This is a genomic window from Kocuria sp. HSID16901 (assembly GCF_003989425.1).
GTDB lineage: Bacteria > Actinomycetota > Actinomycetes > Actinomycetales > Micrococcaceae > Rothia > Rothia massiliensis.
The window spans coordinates 246138-268286 of record NZ_RBLM01000001.1; the positions used below are offsets into that span (position 1 = coordinate 246138).

Annotated in this window: 23 protein-coding genes, 1 tRNA gene and 1 pseudogene; 12 read left to right on the forward strand and 13 right to left on the reverse strand. The window is 61.7% G+C overall.

Annotation, left to right across the window (positions count from 1 at the left end; genetic code table 11):
• The first annotated feature begins 13 nt into the window (after nt 1-13).
• Complete coding sequence (locus D8M21_RS01175; protein ID WP_065424322.1) at nt 14-520, forward strand: PGPGW domain-containing protein; 507 nt, start codon at nt 14-16, stop codon at nt 518-520.
• On the opposite strand, the gene D8M21_RS01180 is transcribed toward D8M21_RS01175, so the two are convergent.
• The 8 genes and pseudogenes from D8M21_RS01180 to D8M21_RS01210 form a co-directional block, all read right to left on the reverse strand.
• Nucleotides 517-957 carry a GntR family transcriptional regulator gene (locus D8M21_RS01180; protein WP_082156875.1) on the reverse strand — a complete coding sequence of 147 codons (441 nt, stop codon included), beginning with the start codon at nt 955-957 and terminating at the stop codon, nt 517-519. The genes D8M21_RS01175 and D8M21_RS01180 overlap by 4 nt on opposite strands.
• A 5-nt stretch (nt 958-962) precedes the next feature.
• Nucleotides 963-2108, reverse strand: coding sequence for an aspartate-semialdehyde dehydrogenase (gene asd, locus D8M21_RS01185; protein ID WP_048683015.1), 1146 nt, complete (start codon nt 2106-2108; stop codon nt 963-965).
• A gap of 91 nt (nt 2109-2199) precedes the next feature.
• A complete protein-coding gene (locus D8M21_RS01190; protein WP_065424321.1) occupies nt 2200-2844 on the reverse strand; it encodes a dihydrofolate reductase in 645 nt (214 codons plus the stop codon).
• The gene (locus D8M21_RS01195; protein WP_048683013.1) at nt 2841-3668 is read right to left on the reverse strand and encodes a thymidylate synthase; all 828 of its coding nucleotides are present in this window, start codon (nt 3666-3668) and stop codon (nt 2841-2843) included. Before D8M21_RS01195 ends, D8M21_RS01190 begins: the two co-directional genes overlap by 4 nt.
• A complete protein-coding gene (locus D8M21_RS01200; RefSeq protein ID WP_048683010.1) occupies nt 3661-4605 on the reverse strand; it encodes an NUDIX hydrolase in 945 nt (314 codons plus the stop codon). The genes D8M21_RS01195 and D8M21_RS01200 overlap by 8 nt, the downstream gene beginning before the upstream one ends.
• Nucleotides 4606-4666: 61 nt before the next feature.
• On the reverse strand, nt 4667-6961 hold the full coding sequence (locus tag D8M21_RS11435) for an RNA degradosome polyphosphate kinase (RefSeq protein ID WP_425432075.1): 2295 nt from the start codon (nt 6959-6961) through the stop codon (nt 4667-4669).
• 6 nt (nt 6962-6967) lie between these two features.
• A pseudogene (gene mshD / locus D8M21_RS11440) lies at nt 6968-8008 on the reverse strand (mycothiol synthase); the annotation flags it as partial.
• Between the two features lie 136 nt (nt 8009-8144).
• Nucleotides 8145-8834 (reverse strand): winged helix-turn-helix transcriptional regulator, encoded by a 690-nt coding sequence (locus D8M21_RS01210; protein WP_048683007.1) that lies wholly within the window; start codon nt 8832-8834, stop codon nt 8145-8147.
• A gap of 265 nt (nt 8835-9099) precedes the next feature.
• Here D8M21_RS01210 and D8M21_RS01215 point away from each other — a divergent pair, with 265 nt between their 5' ends.
• From D8M21_RS01215 to ygfZ, 3 genes are all read left to right on the forward strand, one after another.
• Nucleotides 9100-9786 carry a hypothetical protein gene (locus D8M21_RS01215; protein WP_048683004.1) on the forward strand — a complete coding sequence of 229 codons (687 nt, stop codon included), beginning with the start codon at nt 9100-9102 and terminating at the stop codon, nt 9784-9786.
• 180 nt (nt 9787-9966) lie between these two features.
• Entirely contained in the window at nt 9967-10575 is a 609-nt protein-coding gene (locus tag D8M21_RS01220) for an FABP family protein (protein WP_048683000.1), read from the forward strand.
• Entirely contained in the window at nt 10572-11711 is a 1140-nt protein-coding gene (gene ygfZ / locus D8M21_RS01225; protein ID WP_048682998.1) for a CAF17-like 4Fe-4S cluster assembly/insertion protein YgfZ, read from the forward strand. The genes D8M21_RS01220 and ygfZ overlap by 4 nt, the downstream gene beginning before the upstream one ends.
• Nucleotides 11712-11811: 100 nt before the next feature.
• Here the strand turns inward: ygfZ and D8M21_RS01230 are convergent, their stop codons facing one another.
• Together D8M21_RS01230 and D8M21_RS01235 are read right to left on the reverse strand one after the other, a co-directional pair.
• Nucleotides 11812-12843, reverse strand: coding sequence for a 6-phosphofructokinase (locus tag D8M21_RS01230; RefSeq protein ID WP_048682996.1), 1032 nt, complete (start codon nt 12841-12843; stop codon nt 11812-11814).
• Between the two features lie 169 nt (nt 12844-13012).
• Nucleotides 13013-14224 (reverse strand): pyridoxal phosphate-dependent aminotransferase, encoded by a 1212-nt coding sequence (locus D8M21_RS01235; RefSeq protein ID WP_048682994.1) that lies wholly within the window; start codon nt 14222-14224, stop codon nt 13013-13015.
• A 255-nt stretch (nt 14225-14479) separates the two neighbouring features.
• Here D8M21_RS01235 and D8M21_RS01240 point away from each other — a divergent pair.
• The 8 genes from D8M21_RS01240 (at nt 14480) to rplL (ending at nt 19900) form a co-directional block, all read left to right on the forward strand.
• Nucleotides 14480-14552 (forward strand) — tRNA-Trp (locus D8M21_RS01240).
• A 94-nt stretch (nt 14553-14646) separates the two neighbouring features.
• On the forward strand, nt 14647-14931 hold the full coding sequence (gene secE, locus D8M21_RS01245; RefSeq protein WP_048682992.1) for a preprotein translocase subunit SecE: 285 nt from the start codon (nt 14647-14649) through the stop codon (nt 14929-14931).
• Between the two features lie 84 nt (nt 14932-15015).
• Complete coding sequence (gene nusG / locus D8M21_RS01250) at nt 15016-15864, forward strand: transcription termination/antitermination protein NusG (RefSeq protein WP_048682990.1); 849 nt, start codon at nt 15016-15018, stop codon at nt 15862-15864.
• 240 nt (nt 15865-16104) lie between these two features.
• Nucleotides 16105-16533 carry a 50S ribosomal protein L11 gene (rplK, locus tag D8M21_RS01255; RefSeq protein ID WP_030015100.1) on the forward strand — a complete coding sequence of 143 codons (429 nt, stop codon included), beginning with the start codon at nt 16105-16107 and terminating at the stop codon, nt 16531-16533.
• 132 nt (nt 16534-16665) lie between these two features.
• Entirely contained in the window at nt 16666-17361 is a 696-nt protein-coding gene (rplA, locus tag D8M21_RS01260; RefSeq protein WP_048682988.1) for a 50S ribosomal protein L1, read from the forward strand.
• A gap of 157 nt (nt 17362-17518) precedes the next feature.
• Entirely contained in the window at nt 17519-18562 is a 1044-nt protein-coding gene (locus D8M21_RS01265) for an ABC transporter ATP-binding protein (protein WP_053090026.1), read from the forward strand.
• 291 nt (nt 18563-18853) lie between these two features.
• Nucleotides 18854-19393 carry a 50S ribosomal protein L10 gene (gene rplJ / locus D8M21_RS01270; protein WP_048682983.1) on the forward strand — a complete coding sequence of 180 codons (540 nt, stop codon included), beginning with the start codon at nt 18854-18856 and terminating at the stop codon, nt 19391-19393.
• 120 nt (nt 19394-19513) lie between these two features.
• Nucleotides 19514-19900, forward strand: coding sequence for a 50S ribosomal protein L7/L12 (gene rplL / locus D8M21_RS01275; protein WP_048682981.1), 387 nt, complete (start codon nt 19514-19516; stop codon nt 19898-19900).
• A gap of 104 nt (nt 19901-20004) precedes the next feature.
• On the opposite strand, the gene D8M21_RS01280 is transcribed toward rplL, so the two are convergent.
• The 3 genes from D8M21_RS01280 to D8M21_RS01290 are packed head-to-tail and all read right to left on the reverse strand — an operon-like array spanning nt 20005 to nt 22149.
• Nucleotides 20005-21204 carry a molybdopterin molybdotransferase MoeA gene (locus tag D8M21_RS01280; protein WP_048682978.1) on the reverse strand — a complete coding sequence of 400 codons (1200 nt, stop codon included), beginning with the start codon at nt 21202-21204 and terminating at the stop codon, nt 20005-20007.
• Nucleotides 21201-21863 carry a molybdenum cofactor guanylyltransferase gene (gene mobA, locus D8M21_RS01285; protein WP_161800291.1) on the reverse strand — a complete coding sequence of 221 codons (663 nt, stop codon included), beginning with the start codon at nt 21861-21863 and terminating at the stop codon, nt 21201-21203. The genes D8M21_RS01280 and mobA overlap by 4 nt, the downstream gene beginning before the upstream one ends.
• Nucleotides 21864-21870: 7 nt before the next feature.
• A complete protein-coding gene (locus D8M21_RS01290) occupies nt 21871-22149 on the reverse strand; it encodes a MoaD/ThiS family protein (RefSeq protein WP_048682974.1) in 279 nt (92 codons plus the stop codon).

Genomic DNA, 22149 nt, shown 5'->3' on the forward strand with positions numbered 1-22149 from the left:
GAAGGAGCGCCGCGTGGGCATCGAGAGAGAAATCGAGCAAGGCCAGCAAGAGGGCCGCCTTCATCAGGCGTTGCATCGTTTCCGGCGGTTCACGAGTCGGCACCCGCTTCTTGCGCTGTTCCACAAAATCGTGGTCTCTGTGGTGGGCGGGAGCATCGTTTTAGCCGGCATCGTCATGCTGGTGACTCCTGGCCCAGGTTGGCTTGCCATTTTTCTGGGCCTAGGAATTCTCGCGACCGAGTACCCTATCGTGCATCGATTCAATCAGTGGGCCAAAGCCAAAGTCGTCCAGGCTTGGCACCGATTCATGCATTGGCGAGCTGAACGTCAAGAACGTCGAGCGGCCAAACGCGCCCGTCGTACGCGCGAACGGCTCGCCCGAATCCAACACCGGGAATTCCTCGACGCTCAGTTTCGGCGGAGCCACAACTGTGCTCCCCACCGTCCACTTCGAAGCAAATCCTTGGTGATTCCGGCGTCGCGGGAACGGGCCGGTCTGCAGCGATTACCGAAAGTCTAGAGGGAATCCTCATCGAGGACCCGGCGGAGAATCGCCTCCGCTTCCTCCCCATAGATGCCGATCTCCGCTAAAGACGCAAGATACTTCCGGGTCATGCGCAACGCCCTCGTCTCCACCTGGGATTTCGGCCGAATATAGCTTCCAGCCCGGCCCTTGGTTTCGATCACGCCTGACGCCTCGAGCTCCTTATAGGCCTTGGCAACGGTATTAATCGCTAGCCCCAAGGCGGCCGCAAGCTTTCGGACGGGGGGAATGCGCGTGCCTGATTCGAGCTCCCCAGTATGGCGCGCTTCGACGAGCCGACGGCGCACCTGAGCATACGGAGGTACGCGGTTGGTCGTGCTGAGGGCAAAAAAGGTTCGGGTAGCCTCCGGATCGTCCCAATCAATGGTCCGGGGGCGAAGCGGGGCGAGTGGAGTCGCTGGGCGATCAGTCATGAAGATCAGATCTCGGTAGACCCGGTGGCGATTTTGAGCATGCGACGAACCGGTTCGGCTGCGCCCCACAGGAGTTGGTCGCCCACGGTAAAGGCCGAAATATACTCCGGCCCCATCGCCAGCTTTCGGATCCGTCCGACCGGGATCGTGAGCGTTCCAGAAGCCGCTACCGGCGTCAGATCCCTCACCGTATCTTCCTTGGTATTGGGCACGACCTTCGACCACTCGTTGTCTTGGTCAATGATCCGCTCGATCTCCTCAACGGGGATATCTTCCGTCAACTTGAGAGTCAGAGCTTGTGAGTGCGAGCGCATGGCGGCGATCCGGACACACAAGCCGTCCATAATGACCCGATCTGCGCCGTCGAGGCCCAAAATCTTGTTGGTTTCGGCGTCGGCCTTCCACTCTTCCTTCGACTGGCCATTGCCCAGATCGGCGTCGATCCAGGGGATGAGCGAGCCCGCGAGGGGAGCGCCGAATTCCGCGACGTCGAGCCGGTCGGAACGCTGGAAATCGAGGACCTTCCGATCAATCTCGAGAATTGCCGACGCCGGGTCTTCAAGCTCGGCCGCAACGCTACCGGAGATATCGCGGAACCCCTTGAGCACTTCGCGCATATGCCGCGCACCGCCGCCAGAAGCAGCCTGGTAGGTCATGGCGGTGGTCCACTCGACGAGGCCCTGGCGGAAGAGTCCGCCGAGGCCCATGAGGAGACAGGAGACGGTGCAGTTGCCGCCGACGAAGTCTTTGATGCCGCGTTCGAGGCCTTGGTCGATGACATCGCGATTAACGGGGTCGAGGACGATGACCGCGTCGTCCTTCATACGCAAGGTCGAGGCGGCGTCGATCCAGAGGCCATTCCAACCACGGGCGCGTAATTCCGGATGGATCTTTTGGGTGTAGTCGCCGCCCTGCGTGGTCACGATGATGGGCAGGCGTGCCAGGGCCTTGAGATCGTAAGCATCGTGCAGAACGCCAGGTTCTTCGACACCGCGGAAGCTCGGGGCCTCGCCACCAGCGTTTGATGTCGAGAAAAACACGGGGGTGATTCCGGCGAAATCGCCTTCTTCCTCCATGCGATGCATGAGGACGGATCCCACCATGCCACGCCAGCCGACAAAACCTACAGTATCTCCGGGCCGAAAAGTCATGGTTACCACTTTAGCGAGTTACATAGTTCCGCGTCTGCATCGGCCGGTCACAGACGAGGTGGGGCGTCATAGAGAAATGTGCAGGGCGCGCTCAGCGGGTGTATTCGAGGAACCGGTAGGCGACGGCGGTCGAAACGAGGGAGCCGGAAGTACCGGCCACGGCCCCGCGTTCTTCGATGCCCTCACCCAGGAGGCGAGGATGCCACTCGGACCCCAACCGCGGTGCGATTCGATCACCGTCCACCCTGACCTGAAGTTCCGTCACGAGTGCTCGGGTCACCCGACCGTCGACCACGCCCGGGACCTCTGCGAGGGCCAGGGCTTGGGCGTAGACCTGGGCACCCCCGATGATCCAGATCTCTGGAGCCTTCGGACACGACGTGGTGGCGAGGCCTATTGCGGCTTCGAGGCTCGAACACCAGAGGGCGCCGTCGTGCAAGACGGCTTCCGGGACGTTTTCTGACACTTCGTCACCCTCACTGGGGGCGGGGAGAGCGCGCGTCACGACGATGTTGGTGCGCCCCGGTAACGGCCGAAAGCGAGGGGGAAAGGATTCCCACGTGGGGCGACCCATGATGACAGGGCAACCTGAGGTGTGCTTCTTGAAGAATGCGAGGTCGGCGGGGACTGACCAGGGCATGGTGCCCGCGGCCCCGATGATCCCTCCTGCCGCCTGGGCCCATATCGTCGAGAGTCGTGGTGCGTGAGGCGCTACTTCGGACAAGCTCGAACTCATACGGCTTTAGGCGCCCTGATCACGGGGTGCGGGTTGTATCCAGAGACGGTGAGGTCTTCGAACTCGTAGAGGTCGATGGACTCTCTGGGCTCGATGCTGAGGGTGGGGTAGGGGCGTGGCTCACGGGAAAGTTGTAATTCCACCTGTTCGCGATGGTTGTCGTAGATGTGGCAGTCGCCGCCGGTCCAGACGAACTCCGCCGGAACCATCCCCACCTGCTCCGCGACGAGGCTTGTCAGCAACGCATAGGAGGCGATGTTAAATGGCACGCCAAGGAACATATCGGCCGAACGCTGATACAGCTGACACGAGAGTCGATCCGGTCCGTCGTCGGTCGGTTCCACATAGAACTGGAAGAGCGCGTGGCACGGAGGCAACGCCATCTCATCCACTTCTGCGGGATTCCAAGCGCTCACGACGTGCCGACGCGAATATGGATTCTCCCGCAAAGACTGGATGACCTTGTCGATTTGGTCGATGGATTCACCGTTCGGTGCAGGCCACGATCTCCATTGTGCGCCATAGACCGGCCCCAAATCTCCGTTTTCGTCCGCCCATTCGTCCCAGATATGGACGTTGCGTTCTTGCAACCAGCGCACGTTGGTCGAGCCGCGAAGGAACCACAAGAGCTCCATCGCGATGGCCTTGAACCTCACCGTCTTCGTGGTGAGAAGGGGAAACGACGTCGAAAGGTCATACCTCAGCTGGCGTCCGAAAACGGACGTGGTGCCGGTCCCTGTGCGGTCGGATCGGTGGTTTCCGTGGGCGAGGATGTCCCGAAGAAGGTCTTCATAGGGTGTGGGGATCGTGGAGGTATCAGTCATCGAAGGGCTCAATCTTTTCCACCGAAATGACGCGATCACGGTGCTTGATGCTGAGGTCCAACACGAGCATCTGACCGGGAGCCAGATATGGATCTTCCGCTGGCAATTTTGCCTTCAGCTCTTTCGGGAGGTGATGTCCCACGACCTTGAGGATGGTGGGCAGCACCGGACGATGCGTGCAGACCACCGTTGAATGATTCGAGTCGAAGAGCGACTCCATGAGCTTTGCCGCCTTGGCGGGTTTGCGCTTGTGCTCCGCTTCGGTCAGGCGGTTCTTCTCCTTGATGGGCAGCCCGTTGGCCTTTGCATAACCGGCCACGGTTTGCATGCACCGCATCCAGGGGCTCGAGATAATGCGAGAAGGCTTCCACGCATCCAGCAGACGCCACACCGCGTGCGCCTGTCGTTTACCCGTGGCGGCCAAGGGGCGATCCCCTTCCGCGCGGGACCACGAAGACCGCGGCTTGGCTTTGGCATGGCGCACAATCATGAGCTGACGAGTCCGCAGATCATCCGCCTCGTATAGTTCCACGAGCCGGTCCAGGGGATAACGATCCGAAGAATTCGTCAACAATGAGCGAGCCTTCTCGGGGGAAACCCATTCGAGTCGGTCCACCTCTTTGTCGTCGACCTGCGGCTTCTTGCTCTGGGGGATCTCGGAGGCCCAGTAGTACACGTTCTTGAGGCCAGAGGAAACGCGATAGCTCGTCGTCGTCAGCGGCACACCGAGTGTGATCTTTAGGCCGACTTCCTCACGGACCTCACGCACGGCCGTCTCGGGGATCGACTCGCCGTCATCCAGTTTCCCTTTAGGCCAGGACCAGTCGTCGTACTTGGGGCGATGAATGATCAAGAGTTCAAGGCCCTGAGAGCCCTCGCGCCAACAGAGGGCTCCGGCAGCAATCACCGCGGGCTTGGCTTTGGAAGAATCTGACATCGGCGGAATGGTTCCTTTGGTGGGGGAGCGAACTGATGAGTCGGAATGACCCGACAGGGGTTTACTGACCGGGGTAAGTACCTCGAGGCGAACGAGACTCCATGAGGTACGACTGGACATCCCGCAACGGCTTCCCGTTCTCGTCGCGCGAGTGACGAGTCCAGGTGCCTTCGGAATCCAAGTGCCACGTGGAGGTCTTGTCCGACAAATACAAAGCCATCATGTCCAAGAGGTACTTGATATGTACAGGATCTTTGATCCGGACGAGCGCTTCGACGCGACGATCCAGATTCCGGTGCATCATATCCGCCGAACCTATGTACGCCACCGGCTTGCCGCCGTTTTCGAAGGTGAAGACCCGGGAATGCTCCAGGAACCGGCCCAGCACGGAGCGCACCGTGATGTTGTCTGACAAACCGGGGACCCCGGGGCGTAGGGCGCAGATGCCACGAACGACGACGTTCACCTCCACACCGGCCTGGGAAGCGCGGTAGAGAGAGTCGATGATCGCTTCGTCCACCATCGAATTGCACTTGACCTGAATCTTGGCATTCAGCCCAGCGTGCTTGTGAGCGATCTCTCGGTTGATTCGGTCGATGAGTCCGGAGCGCAACGAGCGCGGAGCAACGAGGAGAGACTTGAAGGACGTCTTGGGGGCATAGCCCGACAGCTGGTTGAACAACCGAGAGACATCCTCGGTGACCTGGGGATCCGAGGTCAGCAAGCCGAGGTCCTCGTAGAAGCGGGCCGTTGAGGGGTGGTAATTGCCGGTACCAATGTGGCAATAACGGCGAAGGCCGTCCGGCTCCTTGCGCACGACCAAGCAGAGTTTGCAGTGCGTCTTGAGCCCGACGATTCCGTAGACCACATGGACGCCGGCCTCTTCCAGCTTGCGAGCCCAAGAAATGTTGGCCTGTTCATCGAAGCGGGCCTTGATCTCCACGACCGCGAGAACCTGCTTTCCGGCCTCTGCCGCCTCGATGAGGGCGTCCACGATCGGCGAGTCGCCGGAGGTCCGGTACAGCGTCTGCTTGATGGCCATGACCTGCGGATCGGCCGCGGCCTGCTCGAGGAAGGCCTGGACGCTCGTGGCGAAGGAATCGTACGGGTGCTGGAGCAAGACGTCGTGCTCGCGAGTTGCAGAGAAAACGTCCGCAGCCTTCGACGTTTCCGCCGCATTCAAATAGCGGCTCGTGTGAGCGATGTGCTTCGGATAGTGCAACGCGGGCCGGTTGACCTTCGCGACGCTTGACATTCCCCGCAGATCCAGCGGGGCCGGCAAGCGGTACACCTCGGAATCCTCCACGCGCAATTCGGAGACCAAGAGATCCAAGATCGCCGGATTGATGGAGTCTTCGACCTCCAGACGGACGGGCGGCCCAAAACGCCGGCGCAACAGCTCCTTTTCGAGAGCTTGCAGCAGGTTTTCGGCGTCGTCTTCCTCGACCTCAAGGTCCTCATTCCGAGTCACACGGAAGACGTGGTGCTCCACAACCTCCATGCCTGGGAAGAGCTGGTCGAGGTGCTGGGCAATGATGGCTTCCAGCGGAATGAACCGGGCGGTTCGTGACGGCGAATTCGCGTTGCGTGAGCCGTCGACCGAGATCATGCGGTCCAGCTGATCCGGAACCTTGATGCGGGCAAAGAGTTCCTTGCCAGTCTGCGGGTTACGGACGATCACCGCGAGGTTCAAAGAGAGCCCCGAGATATACGGGAACGGGTGTGCGGGGTCCACGGCCAGAGGCGTCAGGATGGGGAAAACGCGCTCCTGGAATTGTGCGCTGAGGCGTTCCCGAGCGGCCGGTTCCAGGTCATCCCAACCGACGATGTGCAGCTTGGCCTTTTCAAGTTCCGGCAGGACCTGCTTCTGGAAGACCTCGGCGTGACGCAGCTGCAAACGGTGAGCCGACTCGCTGATGAGCTCCATTTGCTCGTCTGGGGTCAGGCCGGCCGGCGTGGGTACGGCGATTCCGGTCGCGATGCGACGCTTGAGGCCCGCGACGCGCACCATGAAGAACTCGTCCAGGTTGGAGGCCACGATCGATAGGAAGCTCAAACGCTCGAGCAGGTAGAGCGACGGATCCTCGGCGAGTTCGAGCACGCGGGTATTGAAATCGATCCATGAAGATTCACGATCGGCGAATCGTTCAGGGCCGAAGTCTCCCTGCAACAACGGGATGGAATAGTGTTCGGGAGCCTCGATGCGGTCGCCCCGGGTCTCGGCTCTTTCGATCTTAGAGATGGTTGAGGCTCCTCCGGGATGCGTCAGATTGTGTTGACCGTTGTCTTCAGCCGCTCGGCCGTCGGAACCTGCACCAGCTGCAGAAGTATTCGTGGACGTGCCGGGCGCGTACATCGTGTCGACATCCCACGGGTGGAATCCCAAGGAACGGTACAGCGCGACGGCGGCCTGGTTGTCCGCGTCTACGTACAAGACGATGGCCTCGAGCGGGCTCTCTGCACCGTCGTTGCCGATCTTGGCTAGGTAGTCCATCCCCCGCAACGTCAGGGCCCGGCCGAGCCCGGTTCCTTGAGCGTCCGGGGACACGCCTACGGCGTAGACCTCGCCCTCGCGCTCGCCGTCTGGCTGGTCCTCAATCTTGGTCCAGTGGTAGCCGAGCAGCGCGGGACTTCCGGTCGAATCCTGCAGAGACTCGGCGAGGAAGAATCCTTCCGGACGGAACCAGGATTCTTTCTGACGGTCGCGGAGGTCGGAAACCCCCAACTGGCCTTGCTCGGGGTGATCCGCGAAGGCCCGCGCATTGAGTCGAACCCACGCTTCGGCGTCGGAATCTTCGAAGGACCGAACCCGAACTGGTCCGCGGGGGCTGTGCTCCTCGGCCTTGGTCGCAATGTGGGCGCGAGTCTTGGGGTTCAATTCGAGGCGCATCTTCCAGAGTTCCCGTACGGGGGTGTATCCGAAGACTTGGGCGAGATGCGCGGCAGCCAGGGGAGCCGAATAGTCCTTCGACTCGGCGGATTCGCCTGAGCCATGAACCCACACGCGGTATTGGGCGGCAGCATCTCCCAATCCCTCATTGCCGAGGAGGAACTCGGCGATGTTGCGGCCGACGCCGCCTGCTCGGTACTCGGGGAGAACGGTGCCTTCCACCGTGCCCGTGGAATCGGGGTCTTCCGGGGCGGTGGCGATGGCAACGCCCACGAGCTTTTCACCATCGTAGGCCGCGACGATCACGGGGTCAGTGGCGTCTTCAGAGTTCTGAGCAGCCCGGCGAAGTTCCACGAGGGTCTGCTCGGAGAAAGGGCTCGCGCCGTCGTGGGCCCGAACGGTGTGCGTCAGGTCGTCGATTTTCTCCGCGAGGTCGCTAGTCGGCCTCGCGAGGCGAACGGAGTATCGAGAAGATGGTCCATTGAGCGCAGAATTCACCGCGTACCTACCCATTCCGAGTCGATTCCAAACTGGTCGGGTCGGCCCCGACGCGTCATATCCCACTCTACCCACTCGGAAGGTGGCTCATGGAGGAGGTCTGGGGCGAAAGTCCCTCTGAGTCGCCGTCACCGTGAAGAGGCATTAAACCTCAAGCATCCGAGGCCGGATGGCGCAACTCAGTGAAGCTGTATCCGACGTTGCGGACCGTGGTGATCAGCTGATCGTGATCCGGGCCGAGCTTGGCGCGGAGGCGCCGAATATGTACATCGACAGTTCTGGTTCCGCCGTAATAGTCATAGCCCCACACCTCGGAGAGCAGCTGAGCCCGGGTGAAGACCCGGCCGGCGTTCAGAACCATGAACTTCAGGAGCTCAAATTCTTTGTAGGTGAGGTTGAGCGTGTGGGGTCCCGCTTTGGCCGAGTATGAAGCCTCGTCCACGACGACGTCGCCGCACCTCAGCACGTCCGAATCGCTCTGCTCATCATCGGTTCGAACTCCCGCGAGCCGGATCCGGGCCTCTACCTCGGCCGGTCCCGCGGTGGTCAACATGACGTCGTCGACCATCCACGAGTCGGAGACCGCGGCCATGCCCCCTTCGGTGAGCACCATGACCACCGGTACGCCAAGCCCGGCGCCCTTGAGCATTTGGGCGGTATTGCGCGCGGTGACGAGGCCTTCACGGCCGTCGAGGAAAATGACGTCTACGTCAGTCGATTCGATCTCGGCGGCGGGCAGGTTCACCGGACGAGCCGAAACCTTGTGGTTCAAAAGCTCGAGGGAGGGCACCGGTTCGGAACCCGGCGTCGTGGTGTCACTGAGCACCAGGATTGTGGCCATGAACCTGTACCTTCCGGATCGGGCGGTTATGCCCGGCGGCGCGGGGCGCCCCAGGGGACGATGAACGGAGATACCGGGCCCATGGGCCGAGGTATCGCTGTGGCACCGTTGCCATTGTCCGTCAGTATAAGGTGATGGGTCCCATCAAGCCCGCCAATGTGTTGCGTTGTTTGACGGTTCGAGCTGGATAGACTGAAAATGACGAACCGCGTCGAAAGGCGCAGGGACGGGTAGACAGCACGCCGCAGAACATTTCGGAGGGATCATGGCGCACAGCGAGACGTCGACGGGTACGTACTCGTTGCGCACCGTCGGCACCGAGGGCAAGCAAAGATACTGGCTGGTGGCCGTGTCGAGCATCGTGGCGCTCGTCGCGTCGCTCGCTGGCGCCGTCATGTCGCCAGAGTGGTCCATCGTCGCGACCGCCTTGATGGTTGCGATCATTGCCTGGGGCTGGCCGGCGGCGTCGGGGCTCACGGACCTTCGCGGAGCCAAGTGGGTTCCAGCCCACAACATACTTTTTGCGGCCTGCGGGTGGGTGAGTTGCGCCGTCGTGTATTACGCCCCTGTGGGACGGCTGTTGACCCTCTTGCCGGCGGTCGTGGCCGTAGGCATCGTGGTGGCTTTCCTCATGGAATTGTTGCGTGGCGAGGGTGCCGCCGCCCGGCTCGAATCGATCATTACCGCCTCGGTGGGCGTCTTAACCTCGGTGAGCGCGGCCGGGTGGGTCGGGATGTCCCTCGTGCATCGTCATAGCCATGCCCCGGTGATCGTGTGGGGGAGCGGTGTCGTCGTCGCGATCTGCATTGGGATCGTCGGAGCACGGATGATCTTCGCGGGGCCTTCGGGCGGGCCGAGGCGAGGAGCCATGACCCTCGGCGTCACACCAGTGGCTTTCCTCGGAATTCTTGGATATGCCGGCGCGATCTTCATCGAGCGCGTGATAGTTTGAGCTCATGATCATTGCACTGGAAATCCTCTTTTTGACCCTCTTGGGGCTTGCCTCCTTGTCGATTCTCGGATGCGCCGCATTGGTGATCAGCGGCCTCTTCCGGGGACAGAAGTAGCCCCTACTCTTCGATTCGATAGCCCGAGCATAGATGCTCGGGCTATTGGCGTTTAAGATGGTCATATGCCTATTGAGATTCCGTCAGATTTGACCCCCGAACTAGTTCCCTTCGCGTGGCTTTTGGGCCATTGGGAGGGTGTTGGCGTACTGGGATACGCAGAAGCCGAGGAACGTCAATTCGGCCAGATCGTCGATTTCACGCACAACGGCCAGCCATACCTCGAATATCGAGCGGAGTCCTATCTCCTGGATGAGGAGGGCAACCGTACCCGTCTGATTACCGTAGAAACCGGATTCTGGCAGCTTGACCGGAAGCTGGGGGACTCGGACCTCGGCCCAGGCCTCTTGCCCGGCTCGGAGGAGGCCGTTATCACTACGGCTTCGGAGGTTGAAAAGCTCCGCAACTCGGATAACGGATTCGACATCCTCGCGACCATCAACCATCCCGGGGGAGTCAGCGAACTCTACGTGGGAGTCATCGAAGGACCTCGCATCCAAATGGCCACCGACGCCGTGATGCGAGGAGCCAACGCCAAGGAGTACACCGCCGCGTCGCGAATGTTTGGGCTCGTCAACGGCGAACTCATGTGGGCCTGGGACATGGCTGCACAGGGGCAGCAGCTTTCGTCGCACGCCTCGGCGCGTCTGCGGAAGGTGGACGAGGCCGCATGACCTATACCTCCCCGATCCTCTCGGTGCATGGAGCGGTCGAGGCCTCCGGGCCTGATGCGGGCGTGGCCGCTCATTATGGCGATCCCATCAAGGAACAACGCCGTCTCGAGCGCTCCACCGATGGAAGCCCTGCCGCCGTTGATCTATCCCACCGAGGGGTAGTCAGCGTCACCGGTGACGATCGTGCGAGCTGGTTGACGACCTTATCCTCGCAGGTCATCTCCGGATTGCCCGTGGGCACCAGTTCGGAACTGACGCTCCTCTCCGCTCAAGGACGCATCGAATTTCAACCACACGTGATCGTCGGCGCAGAGGCCATCTGGCTCATCGTGGAGTCCGGGCAGCAAGAGGCGCTCGCGACCTTCCTCGATTCCATGCGCTTCATGTTGCGGGTCGAGGTCAATGACGTGACGGCGAATTATGCCGTGGTGGGTTCCACCCGTTCGCTGGCGGGGCGGGCCGGGGTGCCCGACGACGTCGCGGAGTGGCAGGATCCGTGGCCGGCGATTGGGCCGGGCGGCACGTCGTACTCCGCCGTTGAAGCTCATCCTGGTGAGGAATGGGAGTACTGGGAAACTCTGGTTCCCCGGACCCTACTCGGTGAATTGACCGTCGAGTGGTGCGGGAGCTGGGCGTTGGAAGCATTGCGCATTGCCGCCTGGAGGCCTCGCTACGCGACGGAAGTGGACGAAAAATCGATCCCGCACGAACTCGACCTGATGCGAACGGCCGTTCACCTCAGCAAGGGGTGTTACAAGGGGCAGGAAACCATCGCTCGAGTTCACAACCTGGGCCATCCGCCGCGCCGCCTGGTGTTCCTTGATGTAGATGGGTCAGAACACACCCTCCCCGAGGTGGGGGCCGAGGTCTTCGCACCCGGCGGAAAACGTCCCGCGGGACGGATCACGAGCGTCGCGCTCCATCACGAAGCCGGTCCCATTGCGCTCGCCGTCATCAAGCGCGGGGTGGACCCGGAGGAATCTCTGATCATCCGAGATTCAACCTCGCATGTGGAAGCAGGGGCTGAGACGGAAGGGTCCGTCACCGTGGAATACGCGGCGGCCCAGACTGTTGTGGTCAGTCCGGACGCCGGACAAGCCGTCGGGCGTCGAAATCGCGGGGATTTCTTGAAATGAACCGACGCGTCCACTGACTCACGACGACGGGGCGCCGCTTCCAGCTAAGGAAGCGGCGCCCCGTCGTCGTGAGACTCGAATGGACGTGCCGTTGCGCGGATTACCGTCCGAAGAGGATCTTGGCCTCGTCCCAGCGGTGTTGGGGCACAGATTTCAGGCCCTTGAGCGCTTCGGCAAAGTCGACGCGGTCGATGTCCGTTCCGTGAAGGGCGACCATCTTGCCCCACTCGCCGTCGTGAATGAGATCCACCACGGCCATACCGAGTCGAGTCGCGAGGACGCGGTCGAAGCCCGTCGGCGCGCCACCGCGCTGGATGTGGCCGAGAGTTGTATTGCGGGTCTCGATGCCCGTCATTTTCTCGATCTCCCGGGTCACGTATTCGCCGATGCCGCCAAGACGGGGGCGGCCGTCTTGCTCGAGGCCTTTCTCGTGCAGAACGTCGTCCATGCCTTCGGGAATGAACCCTTCGGCGACGACGACGAGCGGTGAGCGTCCGCGTTCGTGGACCTCACGAACCCAGTCGGCCACCTGCGTCATGGGAACTTTTTGTTCAGGGATCAGTACCGCGTGGGCACCGGCTGACATCCCGGAATGCAAGGCGATCCACCCAACGTGGCGACCCATGACCTCGGCAACCATGCATCGGTGATGTGACTCTCCGGTGGTGCGGAGCCGGTCCATGGCGTCGGTGGCGATAGACACGGCGGTGTCGAAACCGAACGTGAAATCGGTGGCGTTGAGGTCATTGTCGATGGTTTTGGGAACGCCCACGACGGGCAAGCCAGCATCGGAGAGGCGTTTGGCGCCGGCGAGGGTGCCTTCACCGCCGATGGCCACGACCGCGTCGATGGAGTGTTCGGCGAGGACACGGGAGATGTTCTCCGGACCGCCCAAGGGGCCCTCGAAGGGGTTGGTGCGAGACGTGCCGAGAATCGTGCCGCCGGTCCGGGCCAGGCCGCGGACTTCGGTGCGGGGAAGGTCCATGATGTCGGCTTCCAGGAGGCCCCGCCACCCGTCGCGGAACCCCACGAATTCGTCGTCGTATGTTTTGACACCGTTGAGAACAGCGCCGCGAATCACGGCGTTCAAACCGGGGCAGTCGCCACCGCTGGTGAGAAGTCCGATTTTCATGGGGTCTCCTTGCATTGATCCAGCCAGAATGCTAATTCCAGTGTAGCGAATTGTTGCGAACTTGTGGATCCCCACACCGGTGGAATCGGCAAGGGGCATCCCGCGTCATGAAATGCGGGATGCCCCTGGAAAATGATGTGGGATTGTGTGGGATTTTCGGCGCGGGAGCCTACCGTTCCGCGGTCGCGAGGAAGCGCTGGATGCGCCCCAATCCTTCCTGGAGGTCGTCGTCCGAGAGGGCATATGACAACCGCAAGTACCCGCTCGGGCCGAAGGCCTCGCCGGGAACTACGGCAACTTCAGCTTTCTCCAAAATGAGATCCGCCAGTTCTGCGGACGTCGTCACCGTGCGACCTGCCAGGGTGGCCCCAAGGAGACCGGTGACGTCAGCGTAGGCGTAGAAGGCGCCCTTCGGCGTAGGGCAGGTGACGCCGTCGATCGCGTTCAAACCGTCGACAATGGTGCGACGGCGCCGATCAAAGGCTTCTCGCATCCGGTCTAGTTCGTCCTGGGGGAGAGTGAGTGCCGCCAAGGCGGCACGCTGGGCGATGTTGTTGACGTTCGAGGTGAGATGCGACTGCAGGTTGGATGCGGCCTTGATGACGTCGGGGGCGCCGATCATCCAGCCCACCCTCCAGCCGGTCATGGCGTAGGTTTTGGCCACGCCGTTGAGGACGATGACGTTCTCTCCAAGCTCAGGCGCAGCGGTAGCGATCGAGGTGAAAGGGGCGTCGTCGTACGTGAGGTGTTCATAAATTTCATCGGTCAGGACGAAGATGCCCTTCTCCGCGGCCCACGCACCAATGGCTGCGGTCTCCTCCGGGGTGTAAACCGCACCCGTCGGGTTCGAAGGGGAGACGAAAATCAGTGCCTTGGTGTGAGGCGTGTATGCCTCCTCCAGCTGATCCACGGTGACCTTGTATTCCTGGTCCGAGCCGGCGAAGACTTCGACCGGGCGCCCGCCGGCTAGCCGGATAGCTTCCGGGTAGGTGGTCCAATACGGTGCAGGAAGGAGGACGTCGTCTCCTTCATCGATCACGGTCGCAAACGCCTGATAGACCGCCTGCTTACCGCCATTGGTCACGATCACCTGCGAGGGGTCCACCGAGTAGCCAGAATCGCGCAGGGTCTTCTCCGCAATGGCGCGCTTGAGTTCCGGCAGGCCCGTGGCGGGCGTATACCGGAAGTTCGAGGGGTCGTTCAGTGCTTCTCGCGCGGCGTCCACGATGGGGGCGGGGGTCGGAAAGTCCGGCTCGCCTGCCCCAAATCCGATCACCGGGCGACCTTCGGCCTTGAGCGCCTTCGCTTTGGAATCGACGGCGAGTGTGGCAGAGGGTGCGATGGCCGCGATGCGCGAGGAGATGCGCTCGTGAGTGGACATGATGTTCACTTTCGTTGAGGACGGGGACGGTGATACCCATCATAGGTGCCAAGGCGGGAACGACACACGCTCGTGACCAGGCTGTGGACGACCGTTCAGGCTTCGCATGGGGCTTCATGTTCCAGAGTGATCCACGGCAAATTGCGATGATTCGGCAAACTCGCTAAAGTGAACGTTCGGTGCTCGCCACCGCGGATCGCTCATGCCTGCAAGGCAACGGGGTGATGCGAAACGGCGAACGACGGTCTCCGTCGAAGGGCAGTGGCGCAATTGGTAGCGCAGCGGTCTCCAAAACCGCAGGTTGCAGGTTCGAGTCCTGTCTGCCCTGCATATTCATCCCCTCACGAAGACCTCATTCGTGGCATATAGTCGAGAACGTTGCACAACGTCCAAGCCATAACGTCAGAAAGGGGCGGTACCGAATGGCTAGAGCTGCCGCTACGGGAGCCGCCGAGGAAGATGCCAGCACGAGCAAGCGCGGCTTCTTCGGACGTATTCTTTTATTTTTCAAGCAGGTCATTGCCGAACTTAAAAAGGTCGTCAGCCCCACTCGGCGCGAATTGGCAAACTACGTCGTCATCGTCCTGGTGTTCGTGGCCTTCATGATGTTGCTGATCTTTGGCCTGGACTACCTCTTCGGCCAGGGAACATTCTGGCTCTTCGGTGACGGAACCTTTGGGCAAAAGCCCGCCGGCGGCCAAGGCTAAGTCCAGACCATTCAGACGATCTCGTCTGGCGACCAGGTGTTTGGTTGCGCGGGCGTGAGAACCCCCAAGAAAGCAGGAAACGCAGTGTCCGAGCAGGAACTCGAGAACTCCGCCGAAAACCAGGTTGAAGAGGCCTCGCCCGAGCAGGCTGAACAGGCCGCGGCTGCGGAGCAGTCCAGCCAGTCCGGATTCGAACAAACGGAATCGGCCCTGGTCTCCTCCGCGCAGGAAGATTCCGCGGCCTCTGACGACGCTTCCGATGACTTCGATGACACGGTTCAGGACGCGGCGGATGCGGCAGACGCAGCCGACGACGTCGATCCGATGCAGGAATTCCGTTCCAAGTTGCGCCGTCAGGAGGGCGACTGGTTCGTCATCCATACCTACGCGGGCTATGAAAATCGGGTGAAAACTAACCTGACCACGCGTGCTCAGTCGATGAACATGGAGGACGATCTCTTCGAGATCCAGGTCCCCATGGAAGAGGTCGTCGAGATTAAGAACGGTCAGCGGAAGACCGTGCGCCGTGTGCGCATCCCCGGTTACGTGCTGGTTCGCATGAACCTGACCGATGAGTCGTGGGGCGTCGTCCGCCACACCCCGGGTGTCACCGGATTCGTGGGCCAAGATGCCTACAACCCGGTGCCGTTGCGACTCGATGAGGTCGTCGACATGCTCGCACCGGTCTTCGAAGCCGAGCAGGCCGAGGCGGCCAAGGAAGCAGGCGAGCCCATCCCGGAGGCGGTTGCGCCGCAGCTCAATGTCGGCTTCGAGGTTGGCGAATCCGTCATCGTCAAGGAAGGTCCGTTCGAGACGCTTCCGGCGACGATTTCCGAGATCAAGCCCGAGGCTCAGCAGCTCGTGGTCCTCGTCTCCCTGTTCGAACGCGAGACGCCCGTGACCTTGAGCTTCAATCAGGTCACCAAGATCTAAGATTCCTTCTGGAAACCGTCGGCGCGGCTCCTTCCCACGTGGGGAGGGCCGCGTCGTCGCGTTAAAGGGTGAGATTCGTCCCCTCAGGTGGAGAATCAGCGAAGGCAAGGTCTAAGATGGTGATCGCGTGTGCTCGTTAAGCTTTGGCGAGCCTCCACGCCGGGTCGCCGCGCCACGGTGACCCACCGCCGCCGTACGCTCCTGTGCGACGGTCAGCCCCGTTTACGAAAAGGACCTCCATTGGCTCCCAAGAAAAAGGTCTCAGGCCTGATTAAGCTGCAGATCCAGGCAGGCGCCGCTAACCCGGCACCTCCGGTCGGCCCCGCGCTCGGTCAGCACGGCGTCAACATCATGGAATTCTGCAAGGCATATAACGCTGCAACGGAATCCATGCGCGGAAACGTGATCCCCGTGGAAATCACGGTCTACGAAGACCGTTCCTTCACGTTCATCACCAAGACCCCTCCGGCCGCCGACCTCATCAAGAAGGCCGCCGGCGTCGCAAAGGGTTCCGGTGTTCCCCACACCAACAAGGTGGGCAAGATTTCGATGGATCAGGTCCGCGAAATCGCCGAGACCAAGATGCCGGACCTCAACGCCAACGATCTCGACGCCGCGTCGAAGATCGTTGCCGGAACCGCCCGTTCGATGGGCATCACCGTCGAGTAATTCCTTACTAGGGATTTCTCGAAATAGACCATAAATTAAGCCCGCGTACGTCGCGGGAGGCCCCACACGAAGGGGCCGGTGGCAGGGCCCGCGCGGTCCGAGAGACCACAACTGCACAAGGAGAAATAGCAGATGGCACAGCGCAGCAAAGCGTACAAGGAAGCCGCAGCCAAGATTGAGCAGGACAAGCTCTACGGCATCGGCGAAGCAATCGCCAAGGCTCAGGAGATCAACTCCTCCAAGGCCGACGCGACCGTTGAGGTCGCCCTTCGCCTTTCGGTTGACCCCCGTAAGGCGGATCAGATGGTTCGCGGCACCGTGAACCTGCCGAATGGCACCGGTAAGACCGCCCGCGTGGTCGTCTTCGCTCAGGGTGACAAGGCCGCAGCGGCAGAAGAAGCCGGTGCTGACTTTGTCGGTTCGGACGAGCTCATTGCCAAGGTTGCTGACGGTTGGGTCGATTTCGACGCCGCCGTGGCTACCCCGGACATGATGGGCAAGGTCGGCCGCCTCGGTAAGGTCCTCGGCCCCCGTAACCTCATGCCGAACCCGAAGACCGGCACGGTCACGATGGACGTCGTCAAGGCCGTTGGCGACATCAAGGGCGGCAAGATCGACTTCCGTGTCGACCGCAACGCCAACCTTCACTTCATCATCGGTAAGGCCTCGTTCGATGCCGCTCAGTTGGAAGAGAACTTCCGCGCGGCTCTCGAAGAGATCGTTCGTTTGAAGCCGTCCTCCTCGAAGGGCCGCTACATTTCGAAGGTCACCGTGGCTACCACGTTCGGCCCCGGCGTTCCCGTCGACCCCTCGGTTGCCGAGAAGTAAGACGTTCCCCGCCGCGCCGGAGGTTGCCTGAACACCTGCGGCACAGCATGAAGGCCCCGATCATCGATGTGATGATCGGGGCCTTGTCATATCCAACCGGCGCGGAGAGGTAGGCGACGTAGACTAGAGGGGTTGTACTCGGTGAGGAGTCGGTCGTATGGGCTTGGAATTCAGGGGCATCGAAAAGAATTTCGGTGGCGAGCCGGTACTGCGCGGCGTCGACCTCACGCTAGAGACCGGAAAGATGCTATCCGTCGTCGGGCCATCCGGTGGAGGGAAGACCACTCTTGTGAGACTGGCCGCCGGCTTGGAACGCCCCGATGCCGGACACGTCACCATCGAGGGTCGCCCGGTGCGCCTGGGCGAGATTTCCGTGGCATTCCAGGACACCCCGCTCTATCCACACTTGACGGTCTTGGAAAATGTGCTTTTTCCGCTCAAGCTCGCGGCCGGCCGCTCCAAGAATGCAGGGGACAAAACGAATCGGCGTCGTCGGGCTCACCAAGCGCTGGAGATGATGCGCATCGGTGAGCTTGGGCCCCGTCGTATTCACCAACTCTCCGGTGGGCAGCGTCAACGCGTCGGTATTGCCCGGGCCCTTGTGCGAGACGTCAACCTGTATCTCTTTGACGAGCCGCTGGCCCACCTGGATCCCGCGTTGGCGAGAGTCATTCGAGAAGATCTTCGTTCCGTTCAGCGTCAGCAAGGGTTCACCATGATGTATGTGACGCATCATTTGGAGGAAGCCTTCGCCTTGGGCGACACCGTAGCCGTTGTGAAGGACGGAATGGTGGAGCAGCTCGGGACTCCCTGGGAACTGTGGAACCAACCCGCGACGCGATTCGTCGGGGAGTTCCTGGGGAGTTACCCCATGAACTTCGTGGAGTCGCCAACGGGAAAGCTTCTGGGTTTTAGACCCGAGCACTGTCTGGTCCGCTCGGTCCCCTCTGCGAGTCACGGCGGCACGTCGATGACTGACGGGATCAGGACTCGAGTCCGCGTGACCGGGTCCAGTTTCCTGGGCGAAGAAACCCTGCTCGATGTGGAATCTGAGTCTCAGCAGCAATGGTTGCGGGCGATCGTGCCTTCTTCGGAGAAGGTGGCAAGGGCCATGCGAGGGGAGTGGGTTGAATTGTCCGTACCGCCAGGCCGCGTCCATGAGTTCGACGCGAAGACCGGAAACAGAGTTCTGGCATCTTAGGTGAGACCACAGAGAGTGAACTACACCGCATCTCAGGGTTCAGGGTGGTCCTCAGGGCACCGATGTGGTTTACTGGTAACACTAAAGACCGCCGGTCGTAGGTTTCTCATGCCCGTCAGGGTGTGTTTATCCGCCATAAGAGTTCCCGCAAGGAACGGCCAGCGCAGGTGAACGTGACACACTAACCTCCGTGCATTCTCATGTGCGTTGAGGGTTGCTGTGCCCCGCCATCTGCGCGGGGCATTTTTTGTAGGCTCATGGGCGTCCGGCAATCAGACCGGAAGGAGTACCATGGCGACACCGGAAAAGGCAGCCGCTGTATCGGAGTTGAAGGAGCTTTTCTCCAACTCGGATGCCGCTGTTTTGACTGAGTATCGTGGGCTCACCGTGGCAAAGCTCAAAGAGCTGCGCCGTTCCCTCGGTGAGAACGCTGAATATGCCGTGGTGAAGAACACGCTGACCGCCATTGCGGCCAGGGAAGCCGGCATCGAAGGCCTGAACTTCGATGACCTCAACGGCCCCACCGCCATCGCCTTCATCACCGGGGAACCGGTCGAGGCGACCAAGAGCCTGCGTGACTTCGCCAAGGACAACCCCCAGCTGGTCCTCAAGAGCGGTTACTTCGAAGGTAAGACGCTCAACGAGGACGACATCAAGAAGCTTGCGGATCTTGAATCTCGCGAGGTGCTTCTGGCCAAGGTTGCAGGTGCCGCAAAGGGCACGCTGTCCAAGGCTGCTGCACTGTTCCAGGCACCGCTCTCCAAGACCGTTCGCACCGCAGAGGCCCTGCGCGCGAAGGTCGAGGAGCAGGGTGGAGAATCCGCTGCCTAAGACGTCCCCGGACGTCATCAACGGGACACCGTTGGCCCTGCGCCTCAGCCTGGGGAGCAGGAGAACGCAAGATCCGTTGCGGGAATCCACCGCAACAAGACATGAGAAGGAGCCAAACACATGGCTAAGCTGACCACCGAAGAACTCATTGAAGCTTTCAAGGAACTCTCCCTGATCGAGCTGTCCGACTTCGTCAAGGCCTTCGAGGAGACCTTCGACGTCACCGCTGCTGCTCCGGCCGCAGTTGCTGCCGCCCCGGCCGCCGGTGGCGACGCCGGTGCTGCTGCTGAAGAGCAGAGCGAATTCGACGTCGTTCTCGAGTCCGCTGGCGACAAGAAGATCGCAGTGATCAAGGAAGTTCGTGCCTTGACCTCGCTCGGCCTCAAGGAAGCCAAGGACCTCGTCGACAGCGCTCCGAAGGCTGTCCTCGAAGGTGCTTCCAAGGAAGACGCCGACAAGGCCAAGGAGCAGCTCGAGGGCGCCGGCGCCACCGTCACCCTCAAGTAATTCCTTCCGGAATTCTTTGGTTGAAGGCCTTCCCACCTTGCGGTGGGGAGGCCTTCTCCCGTTTAACGGTTCGGTACCCCGCGATTGTTGAGGAGCCTCGGGCCTCAGAAGGGTGATCGCAGGGGAATCATTCCCACGACGGCGCCTTCGTCGGCTCCCTCATGAGGTATGAGAGCGAAGGCGTCGGCTGCGGCCAAGCCTGAGAGCATATGGGATTGAACTCGAGGCAAAGGCTCGATCGTATGGCCTCGAAGGATACTCGGGATCAGCCGGACCCCGGACATGGACAGCGGTCCCACGGTCATCGCTACCCGAGCGTCGTGAACGGCTGGTTCTTCCCTGCCCATGAGTCCTGCCAGCGCAACCGGGGCGAAGGAATAGAGGGCGGTATACGCGGCCAACGGATTTCCTGGAAGCGCCAGAACGAGGCGGTCATTCGGGAGCTCGGCCAGCAAGGTGGGGTGGCCTGGCCGCATCTCCACGGACGAGGCCAGGATTCGTGTGGCTTTCTGCTCAATCACCCGTCGTGCAAAGTCTTGGCCGGACCCTCCGGAACCACCGGTGAGGATGAGTAACCGTTCCGACGACGTATCGATCCATTGCTCCACGGCGCGATAGTCGTCATGGAGTCTGTCGCAGTGGTTGACGGCGCCGCCCCACCCGGAGATGAGCGCCGGAAGCGAGTCGGAGAATGCGTCTCGGACCTCGCCAGGACGTGGTATTCCCCGTTCAATGACTTCGTTCCCGGTGAGGGCAAGAGCAACCGGAGTCGGGCGGAACACCGGGGCCGTATCGACGCCGCAGGCCCCCAGATGGGCGATATGGCGCGGGTTGAGGAGGGTTCCGGCCGGTAGGAGCAGACTTCCGAGGGGCAACTCTTCGCCTGTTCGTCGGATGTCTCGCCCCGGGACGATGTCGTGCCCGGGCTGAGGCCGAACATATCCGGAGTTTACGTGCGCGAGCTCCGACCGAAGAATCCCCTCGGTGCCCTCGGGCAAGAGCGAACCGGTGAGCACCGGACAGGCCGTTCCCGCGGCAACCGAGTGATGGCCACGATGAAGGTTTTCTCGACCGGAGGCCTCGTGGGGAGCGAAAAGAAGTCGCCACGGGGGCGGTCCCGACACCGCGTATCCGTCCATCGCGGAAGAATCGAAATGGGGGATGGGTACGGGCGAATGGATGGGTTCGGCGAGGGTGTGGCCTAGAGCCGCGGACACGTCCAGATTCGAGGTCTCAGCGAGGCCACCGAGTCGCGATGCGGCGGCGTAGAGATCCTGGCGGGCCCCCTCCCAGGACTTCCTCATGAGTCCTCCTCGCCGGTGACCGAAGTAAAGCCCAAAGTCACGGCATCCTCCCACGTATCGACGTCGGCTCCAGCCGCGTGAGGAATCGGCGCCTCCACGAGATTCAGCTTGGAGAGCCGTGACCGTATCGACGCTCCAGCGGAATCGGGCCCGAAAGCTTGGAGTGCGGCGCTCCAACGAACCAAGCTCAGAAGCGGTTGCCAATGGTGATCGTCAATGCCGACGGCGGCGTCCACGGTCGCCTCCGTAGATTCGACTGCCTTGCGTAACGCGGTGAATCCGGGTCCCGACTGGGGCATATCCGCAGCCGTCAGATAAACCCATGGTTCGGAACGGGATCCTGCGTCGTCCTGCGGCGACAGCAGACGTCCCACAGCGACCAGCCCCGCATGGATTGCGGCGGCCGGCCCCGAAAAGGGCGGGTCCTCGCGGGTGACTGTGGTGCCCGCAGGCACGGGCAGGTCTTGAGGCCCCACGATGACGCATCGTTGACTGGGTACGTCTGCCCATCGGCTCAGCTCGCGGAGACTGTGCTCCAGCAAAGTACCCGAAGAATCGCGGAGTAGCGGCTTATCGGGAGTGGGTGCGGGAGCTGTGTGATGAAGGCGCGATGACCGCCCGCCGGCCAGTATGAGCGCAAAATATTCTCGGCGAATCACGGAGCCGTCATCCACCGGCAAAGGGGGGCATGATGTCCAGCCGGCCGGTGGACGGGACGGCGTCTTCCCGACGGGAGGATGTGCCGTCGACCAGGAAGGTGCACCGTGCGAAGACCTCCGTCAAGGTTTTTCCGGAGGCCCGGCCTTCCGTGTGCGCGGAGCCAAGATGCGCCAAAACATCCGCCAAGGTCGTAGGGGAGCCGTTGCCTAGGTCCGAGATGTCCAACTCTTCGGTCTCGACGCCGCGGGCCGCCTTGGCAGCGGCAAAATAGTGGACGGTCAACAC

Coding starts and splice junctions, on each gene's coding strand:
- D8M21_RS01235 (WP_048682994.1), bottom strand. CDS start 14,224: ATGTCCACTCACGAGCGCATCTCCTCGCGCATCGCGGCCATCGCACCC.
- D8M21_RS01265 (WP_053090026.1), top strand. CDS start 17,519: ATGGGCTTGGAATTCAGGGGCATCGAAAAGAATTTCGGTGGCGAGCCG.
- secE (WP_048682992.1), top strand. CDS start 14,647: ATGGCTAGAGCTGCCGCTACGGGAGCCGCCGAGGAAGATGCCAGCACG.
- D8M21_RS01220 (WP_048683000.1), top strand. CDS start 9,967: ATGCCTATTGAGATTCCGTCAGATTTGACCCCCGAACTAGTTCCCTTC.
- D8M21_RS01210 (WP_048683007.1), bottom strand. CDS start 8,834: ATGGCCACAATCCTGGTGCTCAGTGACACCACGACGCCGGGTTCCGAA.
- ygfZ (WP_048682998.1), top strand. CDS start 10,572: ATGACCTATACCTCCCCGATCCTCTCGGTGCATGGAGCGGTCGAGGCC.
- D8M21_RS01215 (WP_048683004.1), top strand. CDS start 9,100: ATGGCGCACAGCGAGACGTCGACGGGTACGTACTCGTTGCGCACCGTC.
- D8M21_RS01200 (WP_048683010.1), bottom strand. CDS start 4,605: ATGTCAGATTCTTCCAAAGCCAAGCCCGCGGTGATTGCTGCCGGAGCC.
- D8M21_RS01230 (WP_048682996.1), bottom strand. CDS start 12,843: ATGAAAATCGGACTTCTCACCAGCGGTGGCGACTGCCCCGGTTTGAAC.
- D8M21_RS01195 (WP_048683013.1), bottom strand. CDS start 3,668: ATGACTGATACCTCCACGATCCCCACACCCTATGAAGACCTTCTTCGG.
- rplJ (WP_048682983.1), top strand. CDS start 18,854: ATGGCGACACCGGAAAAGGCAGCCGCTGTATCGGAGTTGAAGGAGCTT.
- D8M21_RS01180 (WP_082156875.1), bottom strand. CDS start 957: ATGACTGATCGCCCAGCGACTCCACTCGCCCCGCTTCGCCCCCGGACC.
- D8M21_RS01190 (WP_065424321.1), bottom strand. CDS start 2,844: ATGAGTTCGAGCTTGTCCGAAGTAGCGCCTCACGCACCACGACTCTCG.
- rplA (WP_048682988.1), top strand. CDS start 16,666: ATGGCACAGCGCAGCAAAGCGTACAAGGAAGCCGCAGCCAAGATTGAG.
- asd (WP_048683015.1), bottom strand. CDS start 2,108: ATGACTTTTCGGCCCGGAGATACTGTAGGTTTTGTCGGCTGGCGTGGC.
- D8M21_RS01280 (WP_048682978.1), bottom strand. CDS start 21,204: ATGAGGAAGTCCTGGGAGGGGGCCCGCCAGGATCTCTACGCCGCCGCA.
- rplL (WP_048682981.1), top strand. CDS start 19,514: ATGGCTAAGCTGACCACCGAAGAACTCATTGAAGCTTTCAAGGAACTC.
- D8M21_RS11435 (WP_425432075.1), bottom strand. CDS start 6,961: ATGTACGCGCCCGGCACGTCCACGAATACTTCTGCAGCTGGTGCAGGT.